This is a genomic window from Neobacillus mesonae (assembly GCF_001636315.1).
Taxonomy (GTDB): domain Bacteria; phylum Bacillota; class Bacilli; order Bacillales; family Cytobacillaceae; genus Neobacillus; species Neobacillus mesonae.
Genome location: NZ_KV440949.1, coordinates 4,762,362 through 4,784,407, shown reverse-complemented (window position 1 = coordinate 4,784,407; position 22,046 = coordinate 4,762,362). Strand labels below are relative to the sequence as shown.

Sequence of the window (22,046 nt, the reverse complement as noted above, 5' to 3'; positions counted from 1 at the left end):
AATATTTATAATTTTAACCCTTTTACTGCCCCACATTAAATACTTATTTTTGTGATATATATCACTTTTTTTCCCTATTTTCTCTATTTTTTTTACAGTCATTGAAATGATTGAAATAAAAAAACCAGACCGAAGAATGTCGGTATCTGGTTTGTAGTTAATTCAATCCTTTTTCGTTCGGGACCTCAATCGGCCCTAAAATAGAATTGCGGTAATCACTTGGTGTTTTGCCTACTAATGATTTGAATACACGGCTGAAATAATGAGAATTACTGTAGCCTACTTCAGATGCAATTTGATAAACAGTATAATTTAAATCCATCAGCATAGCCTTTGCTTTTTCTATGCGTAAATAAGTAATATACTCAATAAAATTCTTTCCTGTAGTACCTTTAAAAAGACGGCTGAAGTAAGTTGGACTCAAATGAACAAAGGTGGCAACATCCTCTAGTGTAATAGAGTTTAAATAATTTTTCTCAATATAATCCATCGCTTTTTGAACTGATTTAAGACTGTATTCGTTTTTATTTTTGAATACAAGATCCGTAAAGCGATAAATCATATTTTCAAACCATTGCTCCATTTCCGTCAAGTTTTCGATGATATTTAACTCTTTTGTATAGTCCAATAGAATCGAATGGATTTCTTTTATATCGGCTCCTCCATTAATCGCTGCCCGGGCAAGAACGGTGGATATTTCTGAAATTTGAAGTTTTAATACTTCTGGATCAACCTTTTGCTTTGAAAATAACTCTTTAAATAAATTTTTCATATTTTCTTTGACGGCTGGTATATCAGCAACCGTTAATTTACTAGCTAATGTGGCGATGTCTTGGTTCTGCAGTAAGTGCACTTCATTTGTAAATGGTTCTACATCATCGATATGAATGACGGTATCCTTCCCCCCAAAAAACTTATGTTTTTGGGCATATATTGCTTCTTGATAGGATACGTATAGAGACCTTACATCTTCACAAAGGTTTCCAATACCTATCGTTACGCTATAATTTGTCTTTTCTTTAATATATTCTTTCGTTTTTTCCGATAACTTTATAGCGTATCTCTTATACTCAGCGTTACTATTTAACAAGGGGAGGGAGAATATGACAGCGAATTTATCTGCTCCTGTTCCCATGGCCAGGACCTCATCAAGCTCATTTTTAAGAAATAAACGAGTAATCGTAATAATTTCATTGCGAATAGTATCCTGTTTCTGCTTACTCTTATCCTTATTTAATGAAAAAAACTCATCAATCTGAACTGTGACAGCTATGTTTGGGACTGCGGACAGCCCAACCAATCGGCACTGATCCCAGATATCTTTTGGATTTTGGATATTTCCGTATAACAAATTATAAATGACACTTAATCGCAAAGAGGACATGATCTGCAACGGGTCGTCCTTCTTTTGCTGGAGTATCTGTATCGATTGCTGTACTGTCTTTTTTAGTTCTTGCAGCAATTGATAAATGATTTCCTTTTCTAGTGGTTTGCTCAAACAATCGAAAACACCGTTTTTGAAAAGACTCCTAACTTCATAGTGATCATAACTGCTTTTTAATGTAACCAAAGGCAAGGCAGGATTTATCTTTTTAATTTGATGGTAAACAAAATCTTGCATTTCCCCTGGGATTTCATCAAAATCAAGAAAAACTGCTTCAATATCCGCTTCTAACGCTAGATCTTCCTTCATAAACGTCTTGCTATCCCTTACTTCTATAGTAAAACCAAATTTGAAATCATTATTTATTTGATGGACCTGATTTATGATGTCTAAATCATGTGTTGCTAAGAGTAAGAGATTTCCCAATGTCATCACGCCTTTCCATAGAAGCAGCTTTTTTGCCTTAGGTGTTTTTTTGTTCGATTTTCTTATAAACTAAGACAAGTTTCTACTATTATTATAAGCTTATTTTTATGAGGTATTAATAACGAAAAGCTACCAGTCTCAACGGATAGATTGGTAGCTTTTCTGTTTAGGTTTGTTAACCTTAATTTCCTGAACTTCTCACTAACTAAGGGAAATTATACAGTCTGTTCAGGAACAGCGTAAATTGTATCGTAATAGTGAAGCATTTCTTCGCGGAGACGGCGGGCACCCCAAATTGCGTTTGCACGGTGCTCATCAGTCACCACATATTTTCTAACAATCATATCTCCAAGTCTAGCATGGAATTCTTCGTCTTTTTTCACCTGCTCGTAGCATCTTGCTAAATCATCTAAACCGATTCGGCGGCAGTTCTCAATCACGATGTCATGTGTTGTTGTTGTTGATGTTTCAGAACAGTTCCAAACCGCTACAGCACAAGCACGGTCTTTTTGAAGCGCTTCCCAGTGTAAGTTTTCCCAACCCATGTGAGCTTCAGGTGGTGTAGTTGGAGCAGTGTAACCATGCTTCTCAAGAACTCTACAAATGATTTCATAGTGATGAGCTTCCTCCCACATATGCTTGCACAGTGATGTAACTGTTGGTCTATCAAACTCTTTCCAGTAATCGTTGATTTGTTTTCCAAGGAAAAAAACATAGGCGATTTCCAGCCAAACTCTTTGCTCAATTGCGGTAAATACTTCCGATTGCGTCAGATCTTCCCTAGTCCAGAAATCATAGGCTTTCTTCTCAGCGTACGCTTTAAGCTCTTCCTTAATACCATTGAACTCCGCTAAAAATTCTTCTTGTGTTAATACTTCTTTTGTCATTTTGTTACCCTCCAATTAAAAAATTTACTATTTTGAATATTTACAATAAAATTATATAATCATTAATTCCAATATTTAAGTACTCATATTTTACATATAGTATACTTTTTTGTCATAAATTCACCAATTTGATTGATTAACGACAAATATTTATAATCATAATTTTTTTATACTATAACTACTTGTTATAAAACCACTCTATCAATTGATTAATAACAATAATTTATAGTCCTATTATTTTTTCTACTATTACTGCTTTGACATTGTTTTTCTTTAGAGTCCTTTTTCTTATACAGCGAGCTGCTCTTTTAATGCTTTTACTGCTTCAATATCTTTCATTTCATCTGCTAGCTGCTTAAAATAGTTATACATCACATGATCCTCTTCTTGATGCGGTACATGTTGACGGCAGAACGAGTAAACCCAATTTGTGCCTATGCCTAATTTTTCAGGTCCCTTATATTCGGCCGCACGTGCCGCACTAAACAATTCAATCGCCATAACATGATAAGCATTTTGAACAATTTTTGCCGCTTTCCGTGCTGCAATAGTTCCCATGCTTACATGGTCTTCCTGGTTAGCCGAACTTGGAATCGAATCTACACTTGCAGGATGCGCCAGGGATTTATTTTCTGACACAAGGCTTGCCGCCGCATATTGGGCAATCATCAATCCGGAATTCATTCCTCCCTCTTTCGTTAGGAAATCAGGAAGCTGGTCATTCAACTGCGGATTTACAAGTCTTTCAATTCTTCTCTCGGATATATTAGCCAGTTCTGCTACCGCAATAGAAAGATAATCCATCGGAAGTGCCATCGGTTGTCCGTGGAAATTCCCCCCGGAAATAACTTTATCCTCATCAACAAAGATCAGCGGATTATCGGTTACTGAATTCATTTCAACAATCAATTTATCATGAATATGCTGGAGCGCATCTCTTGAAGCACCGTGAACTTGAGGCACGCAGCGTAGAGAATAGGCATCCTGCACTCTAATTTCACCTTGATTAGTCATCAGCTGACTGCCTCTAGTAATCTTTGTAATATTTTTGGCGACCAATTGTTGGCCGGCATGCGGACGAATTCTGTGGGTCTCCGGTTCGAATGCTTGTCTCACCCCGCGAAGAACCTCCGTTGTTAAAGCAGAAGTATAATCCGCCCAATTTGCAAGGTTTAATGCATCCCAACATGCTAAAGCGCCTACAGCTGTCATAACTTGTGTTCCGTTAATTAGCGCTAGTCCTTCCTTAGCTTCTAAGGAAACAGGAGATATTTCAGCCAGCCTCATGGCTTTCCCGCCATCCATTCGTTCCCCGTTGAAATAGGCTTCCCCTTCTCCCATAATGACTAAAGCCAGGTGAGAAAGTGGAGCGAGATCTCCGCTTGCGCCCAAAGACCCCTGTTCAGGAATCATTGGGGTCACTCCTTTGTTCAGCATTTCGACCATTGTTTCCACAACTTTTAAACGAATACCGGAGTGTCCGTATAGAAGTGCATTTACCCTTAGCAGGATAATCGCTCTTACCACATCTTCAGAAAACGGTTCACCGATTCCGCATGCGTGGCTGCGTATTAGGTTGATTTGAAGATTTTTGGCTTGATCATTTGGAATATACGTATCACTGAATTTTCCAAACCCGGTCGTCAATCCATACACTACTTTCTTGTCATCAAGCAGTTTTTCAACATATTCTCTGCTGCGGTTCACTTTCTCTTTTTGTTCTTCAGCAATGTCCACTTTATGTTTATTACGGGCAACAAGAACAACATCTTCTAACGTCAAGGGAAAACTGCCAACTTGAACCTTTTCTTTATTTAATAACATTAACACTCACTCCTTTGGTATTATGCGTTATCGTCTTTTAGAGGAAATGATGTCTCATACAAAAGGAAGCAAAGACCTTTTGAAATGACTACCCTTCTTTATATTTTCACTGCCTTTAATACTTTCGGGTTCAAAAGGTGGGCAATCGGCTTTCCTGTCACACCATCGATGGCATTCTGGCTTGTCTTCGTTTTCAGTTCCACAATCGCCTCTTCCGAGATATAAGCAGAATGAGGCGTCACATACACCTTATCCGTGTTCAGAAGAGGATCGTCCAGATGCGGTGGTTCATTGAGAAGAACATCGAGACCGGCACCCCCGATATGTCCCTCCTGTATTGCCCGATACAAATCTTCCTCATTAATCACACCGCCTCTGCTCGTATTGATGACGAAAGCACCCTGAGGCATCATTTTCAACTGCTCATAGCCGATAATATTTTTTGTATCAGGATTAAGCGGCACATGCAGAGTCAAAAAGGTAGATTGGTTCAATAGATCATAGAATGACACCCCTTCAACCGAATATTTATCAAAAACCTCTTTGGACACATAAGGATCGTGGGCGATTAATCGAACCCCGAAACCCTTTAGCTTCTGGGCAGCCTTGCGGGCGATTCGGCCAAATCCGAGCAGACCTACTGTGTTATTGCTAAAGCGCTTAATCGGAAGCGTATCCATTGGATCCCATTCGCCCCGTTTGACCTGCTCGTTATAAGCTGGAAAACGGCGTGAAAGCGTCAGTATATGTGTAACTGCATGATCAGAGACCTCCTCTGAGCAGTATTCTGGCACATGGGACACAAGAATGCCTTTCTTTGTCGCCGCTTCTACATCAATGTGATTAAATCCCACTGCTGATGCAGAAATAATTTTGCATGAATCTAACTTATCGATGATTTCCGCCGTACATTGAAATCCTACCTGGGCCACAACCGCTTCAGCGTAAGGCGCATAATTAGGAAAATCTTCTACAAAATTCTCAGAACGTGTAACTTTGACATCAAAACCATTTTTTTCATACAAAGCTTTTTCTATGCTGTGGTCAGTCCATTCATCATCAAGAATCCAGACTAATCTCTTTCCATTTTTCAATGTTATTTGCCTCCTTTTATATGTGGTGCAGAGATTTTGCGTTTATTTCTTGCAGCGCTTTCACAAGCTTATTGTTTTGTTCTGCTGTTCCAATGCTGATGCGAGCATATGTTGGATAGCCCCAAGCTGCAGCTGGTCGGATGATGATACCTTGGGAAGCTAACGCTTCTGCTATCCTTGCAGTCTTTCGTTTCATGTCGACAAATAGAAAATTCGTATGGGACGCTTCCACATCGTACCCAAAAGAGCGGAATTCTTTGACGAGCTTTTCCATTTCACGTTTATTTTCTAAAAGCGTTTTATTTTTATGGTCTATATCTTCTAAAGCTCCTAAAGCTCCTGCATGAGCCACCCGGTTACAGGCAAATGGCTCGCGTACTCTTTGCAGAGGCTGGATCAGTTCTTGGCTCGCCATCGCATATCCTACACGCATGCCAGCTAACCCATATAGTTTTGAAAAAGTCCGAATCGTAATGACAGGAAATCCTTCTTTGATATACTCTACTCCGGTTGAGTATTTTTCTAGATTAATAAATTCCCCGTAAGCTTCATCTAGTACAGCAACAACATGTTTTGGCAATCTCTTGAAAAACGCTCTCAGTTCTTCTTCATCTACAATGGTACCTGTTGGATTGTTTGGGTTGCATACAATGACAATCTTTGTCTTTTCCGTTATCGCTCCAAGCATGGCTTCAAGATTAAACTTATGACTTTTTGTCGTTGGTACCTCTACAGGTACTCCGCCCATTAGCAATGTGTTCTTGTGATATTCAGAAAATGTCGGTGTACAATAGACTACTTCATCTCCCGGGTTGATGTATGAAGCAATTACTAGATTAATAATGTTATCTGCTCCATTTGCCACGACATAATTTTCTGGATCGATTCCGTGTAATTCTCCAAGCTTAGAACGAAGCTCCAAGCAGGTCAGGTCGGGATAAAAGTGCGCTTGTTGAATTGCATTAATCATCGCCTCTACCGCTTTTGGTGACGGACCTAATTGATTTTCATTAGTGGCAAGACGAATAACTTCAGATACTTTTTCTTGTTTTTTAGCATCCTTAGCCGCTTGACCAGGGATGAAAGGTTCTAAATCCTTAACACTGCTCCGCCATAAATGTTCTGACATTTTACATCCTCCTTTTTCCCCTTGAAAATAGCAACGGTTTATACCGTTTTTGAGGGGTGTTGTACAACTTTTTGTAGGTTATACTGTTTTGGTAAACCTTTAGATTTATTTATACACGATTCTTTTAAAAAAACTAAGGGGTTTTCCTATCAAGGTAAAAAATATTCACATTATATCAAAAAATTAGTATATTCAAATTAATTTATCAATTTTTTATACAACACTATGTTTTTTTTAAAAAGCTGCTAATAATTGGTATTCGGAATAAAGAAATGCTTTTTGCTTTTACTACAAGAACAAAAGGTGTCGATCCAAAATAAAAAGACAGTCATAAAAACCAGTTATCGACTGACTTTTTAGGACTGTCTCTAATAAAAGATCAAGGTTCTATTAGTATTTTTCTAGAAAAAAGAATCTGCTTAACTGAATGCCGGAATGTAATGTTAAAACCTTAGCTAATTATAATCATTAAAATAAATAACTTGGGTAAGTATTTTATAACCCGGAATTTCGCAAAATGCGTTTCTAGCTTCTTTCTCGGTATCAAATTCGAACATTTTCACGTTATTCTTGGAATGAACAGTGATTACCCACACTAAAGGTTTCCTCCAATTAATAGATTCTTTTCTTACTCATTTATATACTTATTCTCCAAGAATTAACCTGCTTTTACTGGAGTCCGATTGAACGGTTCATCTGCTATTTTGATAGAATCTGTTGGACACCCGTAGCTAGCATCTTCAACCTCATAATAAAGGTCATCCGGTATTTCAACCGTTCCTTGATTATTATCAAGCGTCACAAAAGACAGTCCGTTTTCATCATAATCAAAGACCTCCGGGGCAGTAATTCCGCATGCTCCACAGGCAATACAAGTCTCCTTATCCACAATCGTGTATTTAGCCATTGCCATTACCTCCAATAGGTTCTTTTTTCTCATTTTCAACTAGTGTGTTCTTCTCATAAAATGATATTGAATTTCCTACAGAAGCGAAACTACACATCCGGCAAGCCGGACAGCTCTCTTTATTTGAATCTCTACACAAAACCATTTTACATTCCTCCCAGCTTTAGCGTGGTATGATTGACCACTCCTTAAATTATTTATACAGCATCCTTTCAAAAAATCTAAGGGGTTTCACTGGCAAGGTAAATAATATTCACAATATAATAAAAATTCATACATTTATTGTGATTAATGTTAATCTTTTGATACCCATTCCGAATGGAAGGCGCCTTTTCGATCTAACCGTTCATATGTGTGTGCACCAAAATAATCACGCTGTGCTTGCAGAAGATTAGCAGGAAGCTTTTCCGTGCGATAACTGTCATAATAAGCTAAAGCGCTAGCGAAGGATGGCACTGGAATCCCCTGTTCAATCGCAAGCAAAAGTACCTCACGCAAGGCGGATTGATAATTTTCTACAATTCCCTTAAAATATTCATCTATTAATAGATTTGGTAAGTCGGGATTCCGGTCATACGCATCTTTAATTTTTTGCAGAAATTGAGCGCGGATAATACAGCCTCCTCTAAAAATCATTGCAATATTTCCATAATTAAGATTCCAATTATATTCTTCAGACGCGGCACGCATTTGCGCAAAACCTTGTGCATAAGAGCAAATTTTACTCATATATAACGCTTTGCGAATGGCTTCAATCACAGCTGTTTTATTTCCGGAAAATGCTTTGGCTGCTGGTCCGTGCAAGATTTTGCTTGCCTGTACCCGCTCCTCTTTCATAGCAGAAATAAAACGGGCAAATACTGATTCAGTAATAATAGGCAGCGGAACCCCTAAATCTAGAGCACTTTGACTCGTCCATTTACCCGTTCCCTTTTGTCCTGCCTTATCTAAGATTACCTCTACTAGCGGCTGCCCTGTTTCCTCATCTATTTTCGTAAAAATATCTGCGGTAATCTCAATTAAATAACTATTCAACTCGCCTTTATTCCATTCAGCAAACACCTCATGCAGTTCATGCGCCTCCATGCCCAGCAAATGCTTCATGATAAAATAGGCCTCTGAAATTAACTGCATGTCTCCATATTCGATCCCATTATGAACCATTTTTACATAATGCCCGGCTCCATTAGGACCAATATATGTGCAGCAAGGATCTCCTTCCACTTTTGCAGAAATAGCTTCTAAAATTGGCTGGACCAGTTTAAATGCTTCTTTTTGCCCGCCCGGCATAATAGAAGGCCCATTTAAAGCTCCTTCCTCCCCACCTGATACACCAGTCCCTATAAAATGAATGCCCAATGCTTCTAATTCCTTACTTCGTCTGATGGTATCTTCAAAAAAGGTGTTTCCTCCATCAATCAAAATGTCGCCTTTTTCGAGGAAAGGTTTTAACGAATGAATAATAGCATCGGTCGGTGCCCCCGCTTTCACCATTAACAGAATTTTTCGCGGCTTTTCAAGTGAATTCACAAACTCCTCAATGGCACATGCACCAATAAAATCCTTGCCTGCCGCTTCTGTTTGTAAAAACTCTTCAGTTTTCTCAAAAGATCGATTATAAACAGCAACAGAATAGCCGCGGCTTTCAATATTTAATGCAAGGTTTTTGCCCATCACTGCTAAACCGATTACGCCAACTTGTTGTTGTGTCATAAAGAACCGCCCCTTTTAATTACCTAACGATGGAAAAGCCGTCTAATTCCGGCATTTGTTTTTCATAATCTGGCTTTCCTAACAAGGCAAACATATTTTTCTTGTATGTTTCCACCCCTGGCTGATCAAACGGATTGACTCCAAGTAAGTACCCGCTTACAGCACAAGCCTTCTCGAAGAAGTAAACCAATTCCCCGAAATTAAATTCATCCAATTTTTCCATTTCAATAAGTAAGTTCGGAATGCCGCCTTCTACGTGGGCCAGCACCGTCCCTTGAAAAGCTTTTTTGTTCACTTCATCCATTGTCTTGTCGGCTAGGAAGTTCAATCCGTCTATATTTTCCGGGTCCGCTTGAATTGTGAAATCAACAGCCGGCTTCTTTACTTGAATCACCGTTTCGATTAAATGGCGGCGGCCTTCCTGCACATACTGGCCCATGGAGTGTAAATCCGTCGGAAAATTAACCGATGCCGGAAATAGTCCTTTTTGGTCTTTTCCTTCACTTTCTCCAAACAACTGTTTCCACCATTCAGAAACATACTGTAATGAAGGTTCATAATTAACGAGTAACTCAACCTCTCTTCCTTTTTGATGAAGAGAGTTGCGCACAGCAGCATACTGGTAACATTCATTCTTTAATAAATCTGAATTATTGTATTGATAGTAAGCTTCTTCGGCCCCTGCCATCATTTCATCAATATTCAGTCCGGCCGATGCGATTGGCAGCAGTCCGACAGCTGTCAGTACCGAATATCTCCCGCCAATGTTATCTGGAATCACAAACATCTCATAGCCTTCTTCATCGGCAAGCTGTTTTAGTGCACCTTTTTCCTGATCGGTCGTTGCATATATTCGCTTTCTTGCTTCCTCTTTACCGTATTTCTCTTCAAGAAATTTGCGAAAAATCCGGAACGCGATAGCTGGTTCCATTGTCGTTCCGGATTTAGAGATAACGTTTACAGAAATATCTTTCCCCTCTAATAGCTCTAACAAATGAGTAATATAGGCTGGGCTGAGATTATGGCCGGCAAAATATACATTTGTGGTATTTCGCATTTGGTTATAAAAGCTATGGGATAACGCCTCAATTGCTGCTTTAGCCCCTAAATATGAGCCGCCGGTACCAATGACAATTAGGGCGTCTGACTGGTCTTGGATTCTTTTTGCGGCTTCTTTAATACGCCTAAATTCGTCTTTATTATAGTGAATGGGCAAATCAAGCCAGCCGAGAAAATCAGAACCTGGACCTCGTTTCTCATGCAATCTGTTATGAGCGACAGTGACAAATTCACTTACATTGTCAAGTTCAGTTTTTTTCATGAACGATAAAGCATTAGAATAATTGAATGAAACAGTCATTTTGTTGCTCTCCTTTCTATATAAAGCTTCTAATGTCCCCTACCACCAAATAAATCCGTCTCCCGCCAATAACTGTTGGGCTGCTTCCGGTCCCATGGAGCCAGCCGGATATGAATGCAGTGGAAGAGTATTATCCTTAAATGCTTCTAGAATGGGCTGTACCCAGTTCCATGAAAGCTCTACTTCTTCCCAATGGGAAAAAAATGTAGGGTCGCCCCGTAACGTATCAAAAATTAATGATTCATAGGCTTCTGGTGCCTCTTTTCCTGGAGCAGAAAATTGTAGTATAACCGGTTCCGTTTTACCATACTTAGCTGGATTTTTAAGATTTAACTGTAAGGATACCGATTCATTTGGACTTATCTCGATGATTAATAAGTTAGGTACTGCTGTTTTCTTATTGTCTTCATACAAATCGCGTATTGGACTTTTAAATTCAATCACAACTCTCGTAGACTTTTCCTTCATTCTTTTCCCTGTACGAATATAAAACGGCACACCACACCAGCAATAGTCATCTATCCATAAACGAGCAGCGACAAAGGTGTCATTCCTTGAGGAGCTCTCAACTCCCGGCTCCTCTATGTAAGCCGCCACTTGTTCCCCATTAATTTCTCCAGAACCATATTGACCACGGACTACATGAAAAGCTGTATTTTTTTTATTTAACGGCCGGAGATGTTTCATAATGTCACTTTTCTTCTTTCGTATATTTTCAGGATTGATATGTTCCGGAGACTGCATGGCAACCATCATGAGCATTTGCAGCATATGATTTTGGAACATATCACGGATAGCTCCTGCCTGTTCATAGTAAGCAGCTCTCTCTTCCACACCGACTGTTTCACTTGCTGTTATTTGAATATTCGAAATATTTTTATTATCCCACAATGATTGAAGCATAGGATTCGCTAATTTCAATGCTTCTAGATTTTGTACCATTTGCTTTCCTAAATAGTGATCAATTCGGTAAATTTCTTCCTCTTCAAACACCTGACCAAGTTTTTTATTTAACTCCCTGGCAGATGTGATGTCACGGCCAAACGGCTTTTCAATCACAAGACGCTTCCACCCTTTTGAAACACCTATCCCGCTCTTCTCGATATTAGAAGTAATGATACCAAAAAACTCAGGAGACACCGATAAATAAAACACTCTGTTCCCAAGTATTCCTAGTTCCTTCTCACGGCTTAGAATTAATTCGTGCACTGCTTTGTAACCTTCACTGTTCGTGACGTCTAGCGCACAATATCGAAATATTTGAAGAAAATCATCCAGCATGGCATCATGTTCCTTAAACCGTCTGGAGAAATGATTTAAAGAGTTCTTGACATGAAATTGAAATACTTCATCCGTCCAATTACGTCGGCCTAACCCGATGACTGAAAATGGGGCGGTAAGCCTGTTATCAAGAAATAAATTGTATAAAGCGGGAAAAATTTTCCTTTTTGCTAAGTCTCCTGTTGCACCAAACAAAACAAAGCTAAATGAATCCAGCTTTACTGTGGTAAACATGCTGTGAGTGTTTTCTTCTGAAAGACCACTGCGCGGAATCGTTAACTCTCTCATTCGATCCCCTCCTAATTCTGATCATCTTTTATTGATGCCAGTATATCGTGTAAAAAATTTGATTGTAAGTACGCACTTTTTAATCAGATAGTAACAAAAAGTATACTGTACCACGGTATACTTTTTGTTACTATCTGACTTTTAAGTGCGTACTTCTTTTTTGACAAGAACCATACTAGAATTGGTTTCAGGTTCACCAAAACTAAAAATTTTTAAGGAGTGACGTTGTAATGGAACTGCAATTAGCATTAGATCTTGTCAATATTCCAGAAGCAAAGGAAGTCGTAAAAGAGGTTGAAGCACATATTGATATCGTCGAGATTGGCACGCCAGTTGTGATCAACGAAGGCCTAAAAGCCGTAAAAGAAATCAAACAAGCATATCCTCATTTAAAGGTATTAGCCGATTTAAAAATTATGGATGCTGGAGCTTATGAGGTAATGAAAGCCTCCGAAGCAGGTGCAGATATTATCACAGTTCTTGGCGCCACAGACAACGCAACAATTAAAGGGGCTGTAGAAGAAGCCAAAAAGCAAGGAACTCAAATCCTTGTAGATATGATTAATGTAAAAGACCTTGAACAGCGTGCAAAAGAGATTGATGCACTGGGCGTTGACTATATTTGCGTACACACAGGTTACGACCTTCAAGCAGAAGGAGAAAACTCTTTCCAACAGCTACAAACTATTAAACGCGTTGTCAAAAATGCCAAAACAGCAATTGCAGGGGGCATCAAATTAAACACACTTCCGGAGGTTGTCCAAACACAGCCTGACCTTGTTATTGTTGGAGGAGGTATTACTGGTCAGCAAGATAAAAAGGCTGTTGCTGCCGAAATGGAGTTATTAATAAAACAAAAAATTCATGCATAAGAAGGGCACGATTATTATGCAAACGACAGACTATTTAAATGAAGTGATTACAGAGTTGAGCCATACAACAGCCCAAATAGCTAACGAAGACGCAGAAAGACTGGTTAATCACATTTCTGAAGCAAAAAAAGTTTTCACAGCGGGTGCAGGGCGTTCTGGTTTTATGGCCAAATCCTTTGTTATGCGCTTGATGCACATGGGATTGGATTCCTATGTTGTGGGAGAAACCGTTACTGCCAACTTTGAAGAAGGTGATATTTTAATCGTAGGATCCGGCTCTGGTGAAACAAAGGGCTTGATTTCGATGGTTGAAAAAGCCAAGAGCATCGGTGGAACTGTTGCAGCTATTACGACTGCTCCTCAGTCAACAATCGGAAAATTAGCAGATATAACGGTTAAATTGCCAGGTGCTCCAAAGGATCAGACACAAAGTGAATATAAAACAATACAGCCAATGGGCTCGTTATTTGAACAAACTCTTCTGCTTTTCTATGATGCTATGATTCTGAGAATTATGGAGAAAAAAGGTTTAAATTCATATACTATGTATGGAAAACATGCCAACCTTGAGTAAATAAAAACTATTGGAACACCTGATCTTTCTGAAAGGATTCAGGTGTTTTTTTTGTTTTCGTATTGCTGCCTGCATGGCTTTTCTCTTTTACTAACCTCAAACCTCACCTCCCCTGATCATTTCCTATTGTCTTAAACTCCAAACAAAATCATTCACAACTTTTAAAAAATATACTATAATATATTTATAAAGTTTCCTTAAGGAAACTTTTGTTGATTAACGAACAATCATTGTACACGTCAAAATAAAAAAGGATGGTGTCTTATGAGCCAACCAAATTCATTTGCTGCTCGCAAGGCTCGAGCTGCGGAGCAACGTACCGTTTCAGCAGCCAGGGATGCCATTAACGGAAAAACAAAAGGCATCCGCGCATTGCTGCCGTTTATCGGGCCAGCGTTTATTGCATCCATTGCCTATGTAGATCCAGGAAATTTTGCGACCAACATTCAAAGCGGTGCAAGCTTTGGTTATAAAATGCTATGGGTTGTGGTATTAGCGAACCTGATGGCGATGCTCCTGCAAAACATGTCTGGAAAACTAGGTATTGCTACTGGAAAAAGCCTGCCGGAGATTTGCCGGGAATATATGTCACCTTGGCTGACGATGATTATGTGGGTCGTATCAGAGCTTGCTGCCATGGCGACAGACCTGGCTGAGTTTTTAGGTGCGACCCTTGCGCTCAATTTATTAGCCGGCATTCCGATGTTCTATGCAGTAATTATTACAGGTGTTGTCACCTACTTAATATTACTAATGGAAAAATACGGCTTCCGGCCATTAGAAAAATTTATTGCCGCTTTCGCGATATTAATTGGTTTATGTTATATAGTAGAAACTTTGCTTTCCAAACCTAATTTTGGTCAAATTGCGTATCATAGTGTTGTACCATGGCTGGGCAATAAAGAAAGCATCTTGCTAGCAGTCGGGGTAATCGGAGCAACCGTTATGCCACATGCAATTTATCTGCATTCAAGCTTAACACAGCGTCGAATTATCCCGCGTAATGATATGGAAAAAATAAAAATCCAAAAATATAGTACGATGGAAATTTTAATTGCCATGGCCATTGCCGGATTTGTGAACCTGGCAATGATGTATATGGCAGCATCTGTTTTTCATACATCTGGTAATAGTGATATTGCTGACCTAACGACAGCATATCATACGCTCACACCGCTTCTCGGTTCGGCAGCTGCCAGCGTGTTTTTGATATCTCTATTAGCATCCGGGATTTCAAGCTCTGTTGTTGGGACAATGGCTGGGCAGGTAATTATGCAGGGCTTCGTCGGATTTACGATTCCTGTATGGGTCCGCCGATTGGTAACCATGCTTCCAAGTGTCATTATTGTTGCCCTTGGCGTCGACCCAACGATGACACTTGTGATCAGCCAAGTCATCTTAAGCATTGTCCTGCCGTTTCCAATCATTGCGTTAATTTACTTTACGCAAAAGAAAGAACTGATGGGCGTTCTGACCAATAAACGCATCACTACCATCTTATCCAGTCTGTTTGCCGTTATTATTCTAGGTTTAAACGTATGGCTGGTGGTTCAAACGTTAATATGATAGAAAAAGCCGAAGTTTTGCATTTAAATTAGCAAAACTTCGGCTTTTTATGGATCCATAATATTTTCAAGTTACATCAATATAATATGAATTATATCTGCGGGTAAATCAATCTGCATCAATGCCATGTAAATCCTTCATCAACATTTCTTTTTCAGTTTGATTTTGTACCATTTGGATGTATTCCATTGCTAATTGAATATGCTTCCTTAATTGATCTTTCTGAGACAAAAGTGCATCTGCTCTTGCTAATGCTTCATAAGCATATCCAATATAAAATGGTTCTAGTTTGTTTTCTAAGCTTACTTCCAAACATCTTTCTGCATAATACCCAGCCCGTTCCCCGTTCCTACATGTTGCGTATACACGGGATAACTGCCAATACCCAATTGAAATGTTTCTTGGTGTATGGTCCTGCACTTGCGTCCAATTCCAAAATGAAGCATGAGCAAGATGGATCATTTTTTCTTCCTCTTCTTTTGTTCTCACGTTTAAATCAAGCAGCTCCCAAACGGCATTAAAACAATTAGCAGCCAATTGCTTGTGTGAGAAGGTTGGTGCACTTGCAGCAGTCATTATTGTTCAACCTTTCTTTTTTCAAAAATACTTAGAAATAATCCTGGTGATGCCTCAACTTGATTCACAGTTTTAAAACCATTTTTTAAATATAAATTCTTAGCTGGTCCGTTTTCCTTCCCGGTTGAAACTTTATACACCCTGATTTCAGGATGATTTTCCTCAATGGCGCATAGTAGCTTTTGTGCAATTCCTTTTCTAAAGTGTTTCGGGTCCACGACTAACCTGCAAATCGTTAGTTCTTCCCCTTCTTCCGTACAAGAAATTGCACCTGCAAGTTCCTCTTCTTCGAAATAACCATAGAAAACCTCCATACTATTCTTTAAATCCTCAATCGATTCTACTAATGGGGGGATTTCGAAAAAATTTATTAATTTTGCTTCTACCAGATAGGAAGCCTTTTGAACGTCAAAGAGGTCCATTAATATGCTTTTATTCTGTAAATCTAGCTTTTTTATCATAAAACCTCACCTGTATTCAAAATAATTTATGCTCCCTGACTTTTTTCAAGAAAATAAATCTTTCTTGCTGGTCGATAGACGAAAAGAGTTAATAAAACGCTTATGGTCAATACAAAACTTGATGCACCAATGATGCTATACCTTAATGGTATGATTTCACCCGTAAACCCGATTAACAGCACAAAGGCAATTTGCAGCATACTCTGGAATGTTCCAAACACACTTGAGATACGACCCATAATTTCCAGCGGTACATTGTTTTGATAAAAGGTCAAAAACCCGGTATTGGCTAGAGAATTGAAATATCCAAGGACAATAAAACCGATTGCTGCTGTTAAAAATGAGTATGAAAACGCATAAATAAGATACCCGCCGGCAACCATGATGTAGCCTAACCCCATTAATAGCCGGATTGACATTTTTTTAGCAAAAATAGAAACGGTTGAAGATCCGATAATGGAACCAATCCCCATAATACTTACGAGCAAACCAAACTTCGCTTCTGATAACCCCAATACCTTTTGTGTAAAAACAACCTCTTGCGCATCCATGCCCAATGCTACAATCCAAAAAAACTGTGCCAAAAAATAAATGATGACAATATAAGATTGATCACGTGAAAACATGATAACCTTTTTCCAATCGTCCTTAATCATAGAAAGAGTGAGTGCCTTGGCTTGACTCCTTTGTACCTCTGTTTCAGGCAATAAAAACAGCATATATGCTGAAACTAAAAAGGAAACAGCGTTAATCCAAATAGCCACTTTCGCTGATGCAATTAAGAGGAGAACCCCTGCAATAGCCGGGCCAATCAAGAAGGCACCGGAAGTGATCAAGCTCCGGAAGGAGTTAAACTGCTTACGGTTCTCAGTTGGAATCAAGCTGGTAATATACGAAATCGAAGCCGGATCAAAGAAAGCCTTTCCAATGGAAAGCACAAATAAACAAATATAAATCAGCCAAACGGAAGGTAATAAAGGAATAATTGCTACTAGAATGGCTCGAAAAATATCAGTTAAAATCATCAACCTGCGTTTACTCATCCGGTCAATAATGCTGCCCGACCAAAACTTCGTGAGAATCGTTGCAATTGGACCGATAATCCATAATCCAGCGACCGCCGCTGGTGACCCCGTTAATTTTAAAACTAATATATTTATCGCAATTAAATAAATAAAATCCCCAAAAGTTGAAATGCCCACCCCGAACAGCAACAAAAATGAGTTTCTTTTATTTGTCTTCAAGGTACATCTCCTTTTTTTCGGTGATGTCAGTTAAGTGTGAAACTTGGTTGTAGGAATTAATTTGCCAACAGCTGTCACAAAATTGGATTTCGTTGATACAGGCATTTTCAATTTTTGTCATTCCATCCCCTAATCCGCCATTAGACAACTTGGCCAAAATCGCACTAATAACTGCACCGTGTGCTACAAGTAAAACCTTTTGATCTTTGTAGGTTTGATTGATTTTTTCAAGACCTGCCATTAGCCGGTTTGAAAAAGCAGAATCTTCCTCTTGATTGGGATATTGCCGGTCTGGGAACGCCACACGCCTTTCCTCAAACGTCATTCCTTCTACATCGCCAAAATATTTCTCTTTAAATTCCTCCATCACAACTAGAGGAATATTCAGGTTCTCATTTATTATTTCCGCTGTCCGTCTAGCTCTTGATAATGGACTTGTAATGATTACATCCCAATGGGAATTTTGCAAAAATCGGCCGCTTTCCTTAGCCTGTTGAACGCCTTTTGCATTTAATGGAATATCTGTGCTGCCTTGTAATCGGCCTGCTGCATTCCAATCGGTTTCTCCATGGCGTACAATGCATATTGTTGTCATTTATTACGGTCCTTTCAGAATATTTTATTTTTTCTATTGTACAAAATCTCTCCATAATATTCCATAAAAAAAGCGAACTTTCCGAATAAATAGTTCGCTAGTATGACTTTATCCTGTTGTAATGATCCTTTAAGAAGTTCCAATCCTCTATAAATACAGACAAAAGATTGGGGCGTCTTCTTACCGCAAGCGGGTGGTAGCCAACTGCTGTTGGCAATCCATGTATTTCGTGTATTTCTCCACGCAGCGCCTTTACCTCTGCTTCGGCATTTTCAAAAAAAGATTGCACAGCCACATTTCCAAGGCAAAAAATCAGCTTTGGCTGTTTCTCTTCCAGCTGCTGTTTAAGATGAGTCATGCAAATCTGGCGAACCTGCTGTTTATCATAGGCCCTGACAGGCTTTCTTTTTAAAATAAACGTTACATATAAATCTTCCATTGTTAAACCAACCAGATTAGCCGCCTGCTGCAGTGTCTGCCTTGTGCCGCAAACAATCGGGCTTCCTTCACGGTCTTCACGGGCACCCGGATTATCGAGGATAATCATAATCGGTGCAAGCGGATTCCCCTCACCCCATACCATGCGCGACCCATGCTGACCCAAACCGCATTCATTGCAATCTAGCAGATGCTCCGGCGTCGATTCCTCCGGCCAAAGAACTGGACAAAAGTCTGTCATCCTATTCCCCCCAAATTTAATCTACTTTGTAATACTCGGTCTTTTTTTGCAAATAGTCCTTCTCACATTTTAAAAGTTTAAAGCGGATTGACGTCCCTTTATTCTCCTTGGTATCATCTACTTCCCATTTACTATTGGAAAGTTTTAAATGCAAGGCGACATTTGTATGGTCCGGCCTTTTAAACAGGAAGTAAGCTTCTCCCGCCCCCATCAAAAGAGTAGGTTTGCCTCGCGAGGCGACCATGAATTGTTTATGCAGCGATTCGTAATAATCATCATTTTCATTACCGCCGTAAATAAGATGAGCAGCCTCTAGCTCTCTTTCGGTTACTTTAAAATAATTGGTTTCATCAATATCCAGTTCAAGGTCTCGGATAATATCCTTCATAATTATTCGATTAAATCGCTCGTTACGTGTTTTTATTTTTTCCAGGCATTCGGACGATAACCTTGGCATCTCGGCATTTAGATTCAGGGGATAAGATGTAGAAAGCAGCAGAAATACTAAAAAGGGTAATTTTTTCAAATGCTTTTCCACCCCTAACCATGTTTTCGGATAGTATTCTTCAAGTTAGAGGTGGGTATTCATTTTATTATAAGAAAGGATTTATGATGGAATAGCTATTTGTTTAATGATTTTTGCCGGATTGCCGCCAACCACGACATTATCGGGGACATCTTTTGTAACCACCGTCCCCGAAGCAATGACGACATTGTTTCCAATATTCACACCTGGGTTAATAATAGCCCTTCCTCCAATCCATACATTATCACCGATATTGACCCGCTTTCCAAATTCAACACCTGAAATTCTCTCAATTGGATTAATAGGATGAGTTGCTGTGTAAATATGTACTCCAGGAGCAATAAAGCAGTTATCTCCTATACGGATTTCACAAACGTCCAGAAAAACGCAATCAAAGTTTGCATAGAAATTTTCGCCTACATTAATATTGCTTCCATAATCACAGCGCAAATTTGGTTCGATATAAATAGATTCACCAGTTGAACCTAAGAGTTCTTTTAAAATGTTCGTTCTCTCTGAATATTCTGTTTCTAAAGTTTGATTATAGAGTCGAGTTAACCTTCTTGCATTTTCTCGTCCTCTTACCAATTCTGGGTCAGCGGGATTATATAATTCACCATTTAGCATTTTTTCTTTTTCAGTCATAATTTTTCTCCTTTTTAATCGTCGTTTAAGACAAATTGTACCATTTATTTAATAGGAAGTTCATAATAATGAAATATATTGACTTTTCAGCAAATAATCCATAACATCTGGGTAAAAGACAACAATTTAGATTGGGGGGAGTAATTTGAGTTTTGATGCGATTGTAGTAGGAGCAGGGCTTGCAGGTATCGTTGCAGCCTCTGAGATTGTGGATGCTGGAAAAAAAGTCTTACTGTTGGACCAAGAACCCGAGGCTTCATTGGGTGGACAGGCATGGTGGTCTTTTGGCGGATTGTTCCTCGTCGATTCCCCCAAACAGCGCAGAATGGGAATCAAAGACTCACGCGAACTCGCCTGGCAGGATTGGCTGGGGTCGGCTGGTTTTGACCGCGATGAAGATGAAGATTACTGGGCAAAAAAATGGGCTGAAGCCTATGTTGATTTTGCCGCCGGGGAAAAAAGGCAATGGCTACACGATATGGGGGTCCGCTTTTTTCCGGTTGTCGGATGGGCTGAACGCGGCGGTTATCTTGCGGAAGGTCATGGCAATTCGGTACCCCGATTTCACATCGTCTGGGGAACGGGTCCTGGTCTCGTAAAACCTTTTGAAGCTCGAGTGCGGAAAGCAATAGCTAATGGACTTGTTGATTATCGCCCGCGTCATCGGGTCAATGAGTTGTTAACGGAAAAAGGAGTAGTCATTGGCGTTAGCGGTGATATTCTCGTTCCAAGCAATGCAGCTCGCGGGGAGGCAAGCTCACGTGAAGTAATAGGTGAATTTGAGTTTCATGCTAAAGTTATAATTGTCACAAGCGGCGGCATTGGCGGTAATCATGAACTGATTCGGAAAAATTGGCCTTCGAGACTTGGGAAAGCTCCAAAAAATATGATTTCCGGTGTCCCTGAACATGTTGATGGCAGAATGCTTACTATTTCAAAAAAAGCCGGCGGCCGAATCGTTAATCGTGACCGAATGTGGCATTATACCGAGGGCATCAAAAACTGGAATCCAGTTTGGCCCATGCATGGCATCCGCATCCTGCCCGGTCCTTCCTCCCTTTGGTTTGACGCAACAGGAAGACGCTTCCCGACGCCTACTTTTCCAGGCTTCGATACACTCGGCACGCTGGAAGCAATTTCGAAGTCCGGCTATGATTATTCCTGGTTCATTTTAACTCAGAAAATAATAGAAAAAGAATTCGCCTTATCGGGGTCCGAACAAAATCCCGACTTGACTGAAAAAAGTATTAGGAAGGTGTTATCACGAGTTCTGCCTGGCCCTACTGCTCCGGTAAAAGCCTTTATGGATCATGGGGAAGATTTTGTGATTGCGGGAAACTTGGAAGAGCTTGTTGCCGAAATGAACAAACTTACAGGAGACAATTTGCTTAGTTTTGAAGAAATTGAACGGCAAATTGTAGCGAGAGATCGTGAAATTGATAATAAGTTTACGAAGGATTTGCAGATTACCGCCATGCGTGGTGCCCGTCATTATTTAGGTGACAAACTTATTAGGGTCGCACCGCCTCATAAAATATTAGATCCGAAAGCGGGACCGTTAATTGCCGTTCGGTTAAATATTGTTACTCGTAAGACGCTTGGAGGCTTGCAGACGGACTTATCTGGTAGGGTAATTGGCGCGGATGGAAATCCTGTACCTGGGCTTTATGCTGCCGGGGAGGTTTCTGGCTTTGGCGGCGGTGGTGTGCATGGTTATCGGTCACTTGAAGGTACGTTTCTGGGTGGTTGTTTGTTTAGTGGAAGGCAGGCGGGAAGGGCGATAGTGAAGGAATTAATGTAGAGTGACGTTTTTTTAAGGGAATTCACTTTAAATGGGGATGTGTTTTATCCTTTTTACCGTCGGGGATACCTTAGGCGTGCTTTCGGGCAATAGAAACCGGTTCTTTTTACCGTTACTACCCCTTGGGATCCTTCAGGGCAAAATCACACCCTTATTCTTACCGCCAGCACTTATTCCTTCACACACTTGGGCAATATCCACATCTATCCACGTC

The 22,046-nt window shown here is 39.8% G+C and carries 20 protein-coding genes; 4 read left to right on the top strand and 16 right to left on the bottom strand.

Translation table 11 applies throughout. The features are described 5' to 3' along the window. Window positions 1-157: 157 nt before the first annotated feature. The 9 genes from A6749_RS22505 to zwf all read right to left on the bottom strand — a co-directional run bounded on the left by A6749_RS22505 (window position 158) and on the right by zwf (window position 12,221). Window positions 158-1,810: a helix-turn-helix domain-containing protein gene (locus A6749_RS22505; RefSeq protein WP_066397048.1), complete on the bottom strand. Its 1,653-nt coding sequence runs from the start codon at window positions 1,808-1,810 to the stop codon at window positions 158-160. Window positions 1,811-2,025: 215 nt separating this feature from the next. Next, window positions 2,026-2,697, bottom strand: a complete 672-nt coding sequence (locus tag A6749_RS22500) for a hypothetical protein (RefSeq protein ID WP_066397044.1) — start codon at window positions 2,695-2,697, stop codon at window positions 2,026-2,028. A 288-nt stretch (window positions 2,698-2,985) separates the two neighbouring features. After that, window positions 2,986-4,521: a histidine ammonia-lyase gene (gene hutH, locus A6749_RS22495; protein WP_066397040.1), complete on the bottom strand. Its 1,536-nt coding sequence runs from the start codon at window positions 4,519-4,521 to the stop codon at window positions 2,986-2,988. A 98-nt stretch (window positions 4,522-4,619) separates the two neighbouring features. After that, on the bottom strand, window positions 4,620-5,615 hold the full coding sequence (locus A6749_RS22490; RefSeq protein ID WP_066397033.1) for a C-terminal binding protein: 996 nt from the start codon (window positions 5,613-5,615) through the stop codon (window positions 4,620-4,622). A 16-nt stretch (window positions 5,616-5,631) separates the two neighbouring features. Beyond that, window positions 5,632-6,744, bottom strand: a complete 1,113-nt coding sequence (gene hisC / locus A6749_RS22485) for a histidinol-phosphate transaminase (protein ID WP_066397030.1) — start codon at window positions 6,742-6,744, stop codon at window positions 5,632-5,634. 658 nt (window positions 6,745-7,402) lie between these two features. Further along, window positions 7,403-7,651 (bottom strand): ferredoxin, encoded by a 249-nt coding sequence (locus tag A6749_RS22480; RefSeq protein ID WP_066397028.1) that lies wholly within the window; start codon window positions 7,649-7,651, stop codon window positions 7,403-7,405. Window positions 7,652-7,945: 294 nt separating this feature from the next. Then, window positions 7,946-9,364 (bottom strand): NADP-dependent phosphogluconate dehydrogenase, encoded by a 1,419-nt coding sequence (gene gndA / locus A6749_RS22475; protein WP_066397025.1) that lies wholly within the window; start codon window positions 9,362-9,364, stop codon window positions 7,946-7,948. 19 nt (window positions 9,365-9,383) lie between these two features. Continuing rightward, on the bottom strand, window positions 9,384-10,724 hold the full coding sequence (locus A6749_RS22470; RefSeq protein WP_066397022.1) for a glucose-6-phosphate isomerase: 1,341 nt from the start codon (window positions 10,722-10,724) through the stop codon (window positions 9,384-9,386). A 39-nt stretch (window positions 10,725-10,763) separates the two neighbouring features. Then, the gene (zwf, locus tag A6749_RS22465; RefSeq protein WP_066401092.1) at window positions 10,764-12,221 is read right to left on the bottom strand and encodes a glucose-6-phosphate dehydrogenase; all 1,458 of its coding nucleotides are present in this window, start codon (window positions 12,219-12,221) and stop codon (window positions 10,764-10,766) included. A 302-nt stretch (window positions 12,222-12,523) separates the two neighbouring features. Here zwf and hxlA point away from each other — a divergent pair, with 302 nt between their 5' ends. The 3 genes from hxlA to A6749_RS22450 all read left to right on the top strand — a co-directional run bounded on the left by hxlA (window position 12,524) and on the right by A6749_RS22450 (window position 15,305). After that, window positions 12,524-13,165, top strand: coding sequence for a 3-hexulose-6-phosphate synthase (hxlA, locus tag A6749_RS22460; RefSeq protein ID WP_066397020.1), 642 nt, complete (start codon window positions 12,524-12,526; stop codon window positions 13,163-13,165). A gap of 16 nt (window positions 13,166-13,181) precedes the next feature. Continuing rightward, window positions 13,182-13,739 (top strand): 6-phospho-3-hexuloisomerase, encoded by a 558-nt coding sequence (hxlB, locus tag A6749_RS22455; protein ID WP_066401091.1) that lies wholly within the window; start codon window positions 13,182-13,184, stop codon window positions 13,737-13,739. A 264-nt stretch (window positions 13,740-14,003) separates the two neighbouring features. Continuing rightward, window positions 14,004-15,305 (top strand): Nramp family divalent metal transporter, encoded by a 1,302-nt coding sequence (locus A6749_RS22450; protein ID WP_066397018.1) that lies wholly within the window; start codon window positions 14,004-14,006, stop codon window positions 15,303-15,305. A 108-nt stretch (window positions 15,306-15,413) separates the two neighbouring features. Here A6749_RS22450 and A6749_RS22445 read toward each other — a convergent pair whose 3' ends face one another. From A6749_RS22445 to A6749_RS22415, 7 genes are all read right to left on the bottom strand, one after another. Beyond that, window positions 15,414-15,881 (bottom strand): hypothetical protein, encoded by a 468-nt coding sequence (locus A6749_RS22445; protein WP_066397011.1) that lies wholly within the window; start codon window positions 15,879-15,881, stop codon window positions 15,414-15,416. Beyond that, entirely contained in the window at window positions 15,881-16,342 is a 462-nt protein-coding gene (locus A6749_RS22440) for a GNAT family N-acetyltransferase (protein ID WP_066397009.1), read from the bottom strand. The genes A6749_RS22445 and A6749_RS22440 overlap by 1 nt, the downstream gene beginning before the upstream one ends. A 26-nt stretch (window positions 16,343-16,368) precedes the next feature. Beyond that, complete coding sequence (locus A6749_RS22435) at window positions 16,369-17,586, bottom strand: MFS transporter (RefSeq protein ID WP_066397006.1); 1,218 nt, start codon at window positions 17,584-17,586, stop codon at window positions 16,369-16,371. Continuing rightward, window positions 17,573-18,181: a histidine phosphatase family protein gene (locus tag A6749_RS22430; RefSeq protein ID WP_066397004.1), complete on the bottom strand. Its 609-nt coding sequence runs from the start codon at window positions 18,179-18,181 to the stop codon at window positions 17,573-17,575. Before A6749_RS22430 ends, A6749_RS22435 begins: the two co-directional genes overlap by 14 nt. Before the next feature lie 97 nt (window positions 18,182-18,278). After that, window positions 18,279-18,860: a uracil-DNA glycosylase gene (locus A6749_RS22425; protein ID WP_066397001.1), complete on the bottom strand. Its 582-nt coding sequence runs from the start codon at window positions 18,858-18,860 to the stop codon at window positions 18,279-18,281. 16 nt (window positions 18,861-18,876) lie between these two features. Continuing rightward, the gene (locus tag A6749_RS22420) at window positions 18,877-19,386 is read right to left on the bottom strand and encodes a hypothetical protein (RefSeq protein WP_066396994.1); all 510 of its coding nucleotides are present in this window, start codon (window positions 19,384-19,386) and stop codon (window positions 18,877-18,879) included. 81 nt (window positions 19,387-19,467) lie between these two features. After that, window positions 19,468-20,034, bottom strand: a complete 567-nt coding sequence (locus A6749_RS22415) for a sugar O-acetyltransferase (protein WP_066396992.1) — start codon at window positions 20,032-20,034, stop codon at window positions 19,468-19,470. A gap of 142 nt (window positions 20,035-20,176) precedes the next feature. Here A6749_RS22415 and A6749_RS22410 point away from each other — a divergent pair, with 142 nt between their 5' ends. After that, on the top strand, window positions 20,177-21,832 hold the full coding sequence (locus A6749_RS22410; RefSeq protein WP_066396989.1) for an FAD-binding dehydrogenase: 1,656 nt from the start codon (window positions 20,177-20,179) through the stop codon (window positions 21,830-21,832). Window positions 21,833-22,046: the final 214 nt, after the last annotated feature.

What these genes read in the sequence shown, in the direction of transcription:
- A6749_RS22430 (WP_066397004.1), bottom strand. Translation starts at nt 18,181, where the DNA reads ATGACAACAATATGCATTGTACGCCATGGAGAAACCGATTGGAATGCA.
- A6749_RS22445 (WP_066397011.1), bottom strand. Translation starts at nt 15,881, where the DNA reads ATGACTGCTGCAAGTGCACCAACCTTCTCACACAAGCAATTGGCTGCT.
- A6749_RS22425 (WP_066397001.1), bottom strand. Translation starts at nt 18,860, where the DNA reads ATGACAGACTTTTGTCCAGTTCTTTGGCCGGAGGAATCGACGCCGGAG.
- hisC (WP_066397030.1), bottom strand. Translation starts at nt 6,744, where the DNA reads ATGTCAGAACATTTATGGCGGAGCAGTGTTAAGGATTTAGAACCTTTC.
- hxlA (WP_066397020.1), top strand. Translation starts at nt 12,524, where the DNA reads ATGGAACTGCAATTAGCATTAGATCTTGTCAATATTCCAGAAGCAAAG.
- A6749_RS22480 (WP_066397028.1), bottom strand. Translation starts at nt 7,651, where the DNA reads ATGGCTAAATACACGATTGTGGATAAGGAGACTTGTATTGCCTGTGGA.
- A6749_RS22500 (WP_066397044.1), bottom strand. Translation starts at nt 2,697, where the DNA reads ATGACAAAAGAAGTATTAACACAAGAAGAATTTTTAGCGGAGTTCAAT.
- gndA (WP_066397025.1), bottom strand. Translation starts at nt 9,364, where the DNA reads ATGACACAACAACAAGTTGGCGTAATCGGTTTAGCAGTGATGGGCAAA.
- A6749_RS22440 (WP_066397009.1), bottom strand. Translation starts at nt 16,342, where the DNA reads ATGATAAAAAAGCTAGATTTACAGAATAAAAGCATATTAATGGACCTC.
- A6749_RS22470 (WP_066397022.1), bottom strand. Translation starts at nt 10,724, where the DNA reads ATGACTGTTTCATTCAATTATTCTAATGCTTTATCGTTCATGAAAAAA.
- hxlB (WP_066401091.1), top strand. Translation starts at nt 13,182, where the DNA reads ATGCAAACGACAGACTATTTAAATGAAGTGATTACAGAGTTGAGCCAT.
- A6749_RS22450 (WP_066397018.1), top strand. Translation starts at nt 14,004, where the DNA reads ATGAGCCAACCAAATTCATTTGCTGCTCGCAAGGCTCGAGCTGCGGAG.
- hutH (WP_066397040.1), bottom strand. Translation starts at nt 4,521, where the DNA reads ATGTTATTAAATAAAGAAAAGGTTCAAGTTGGCAGTTTTCCCTTGACG.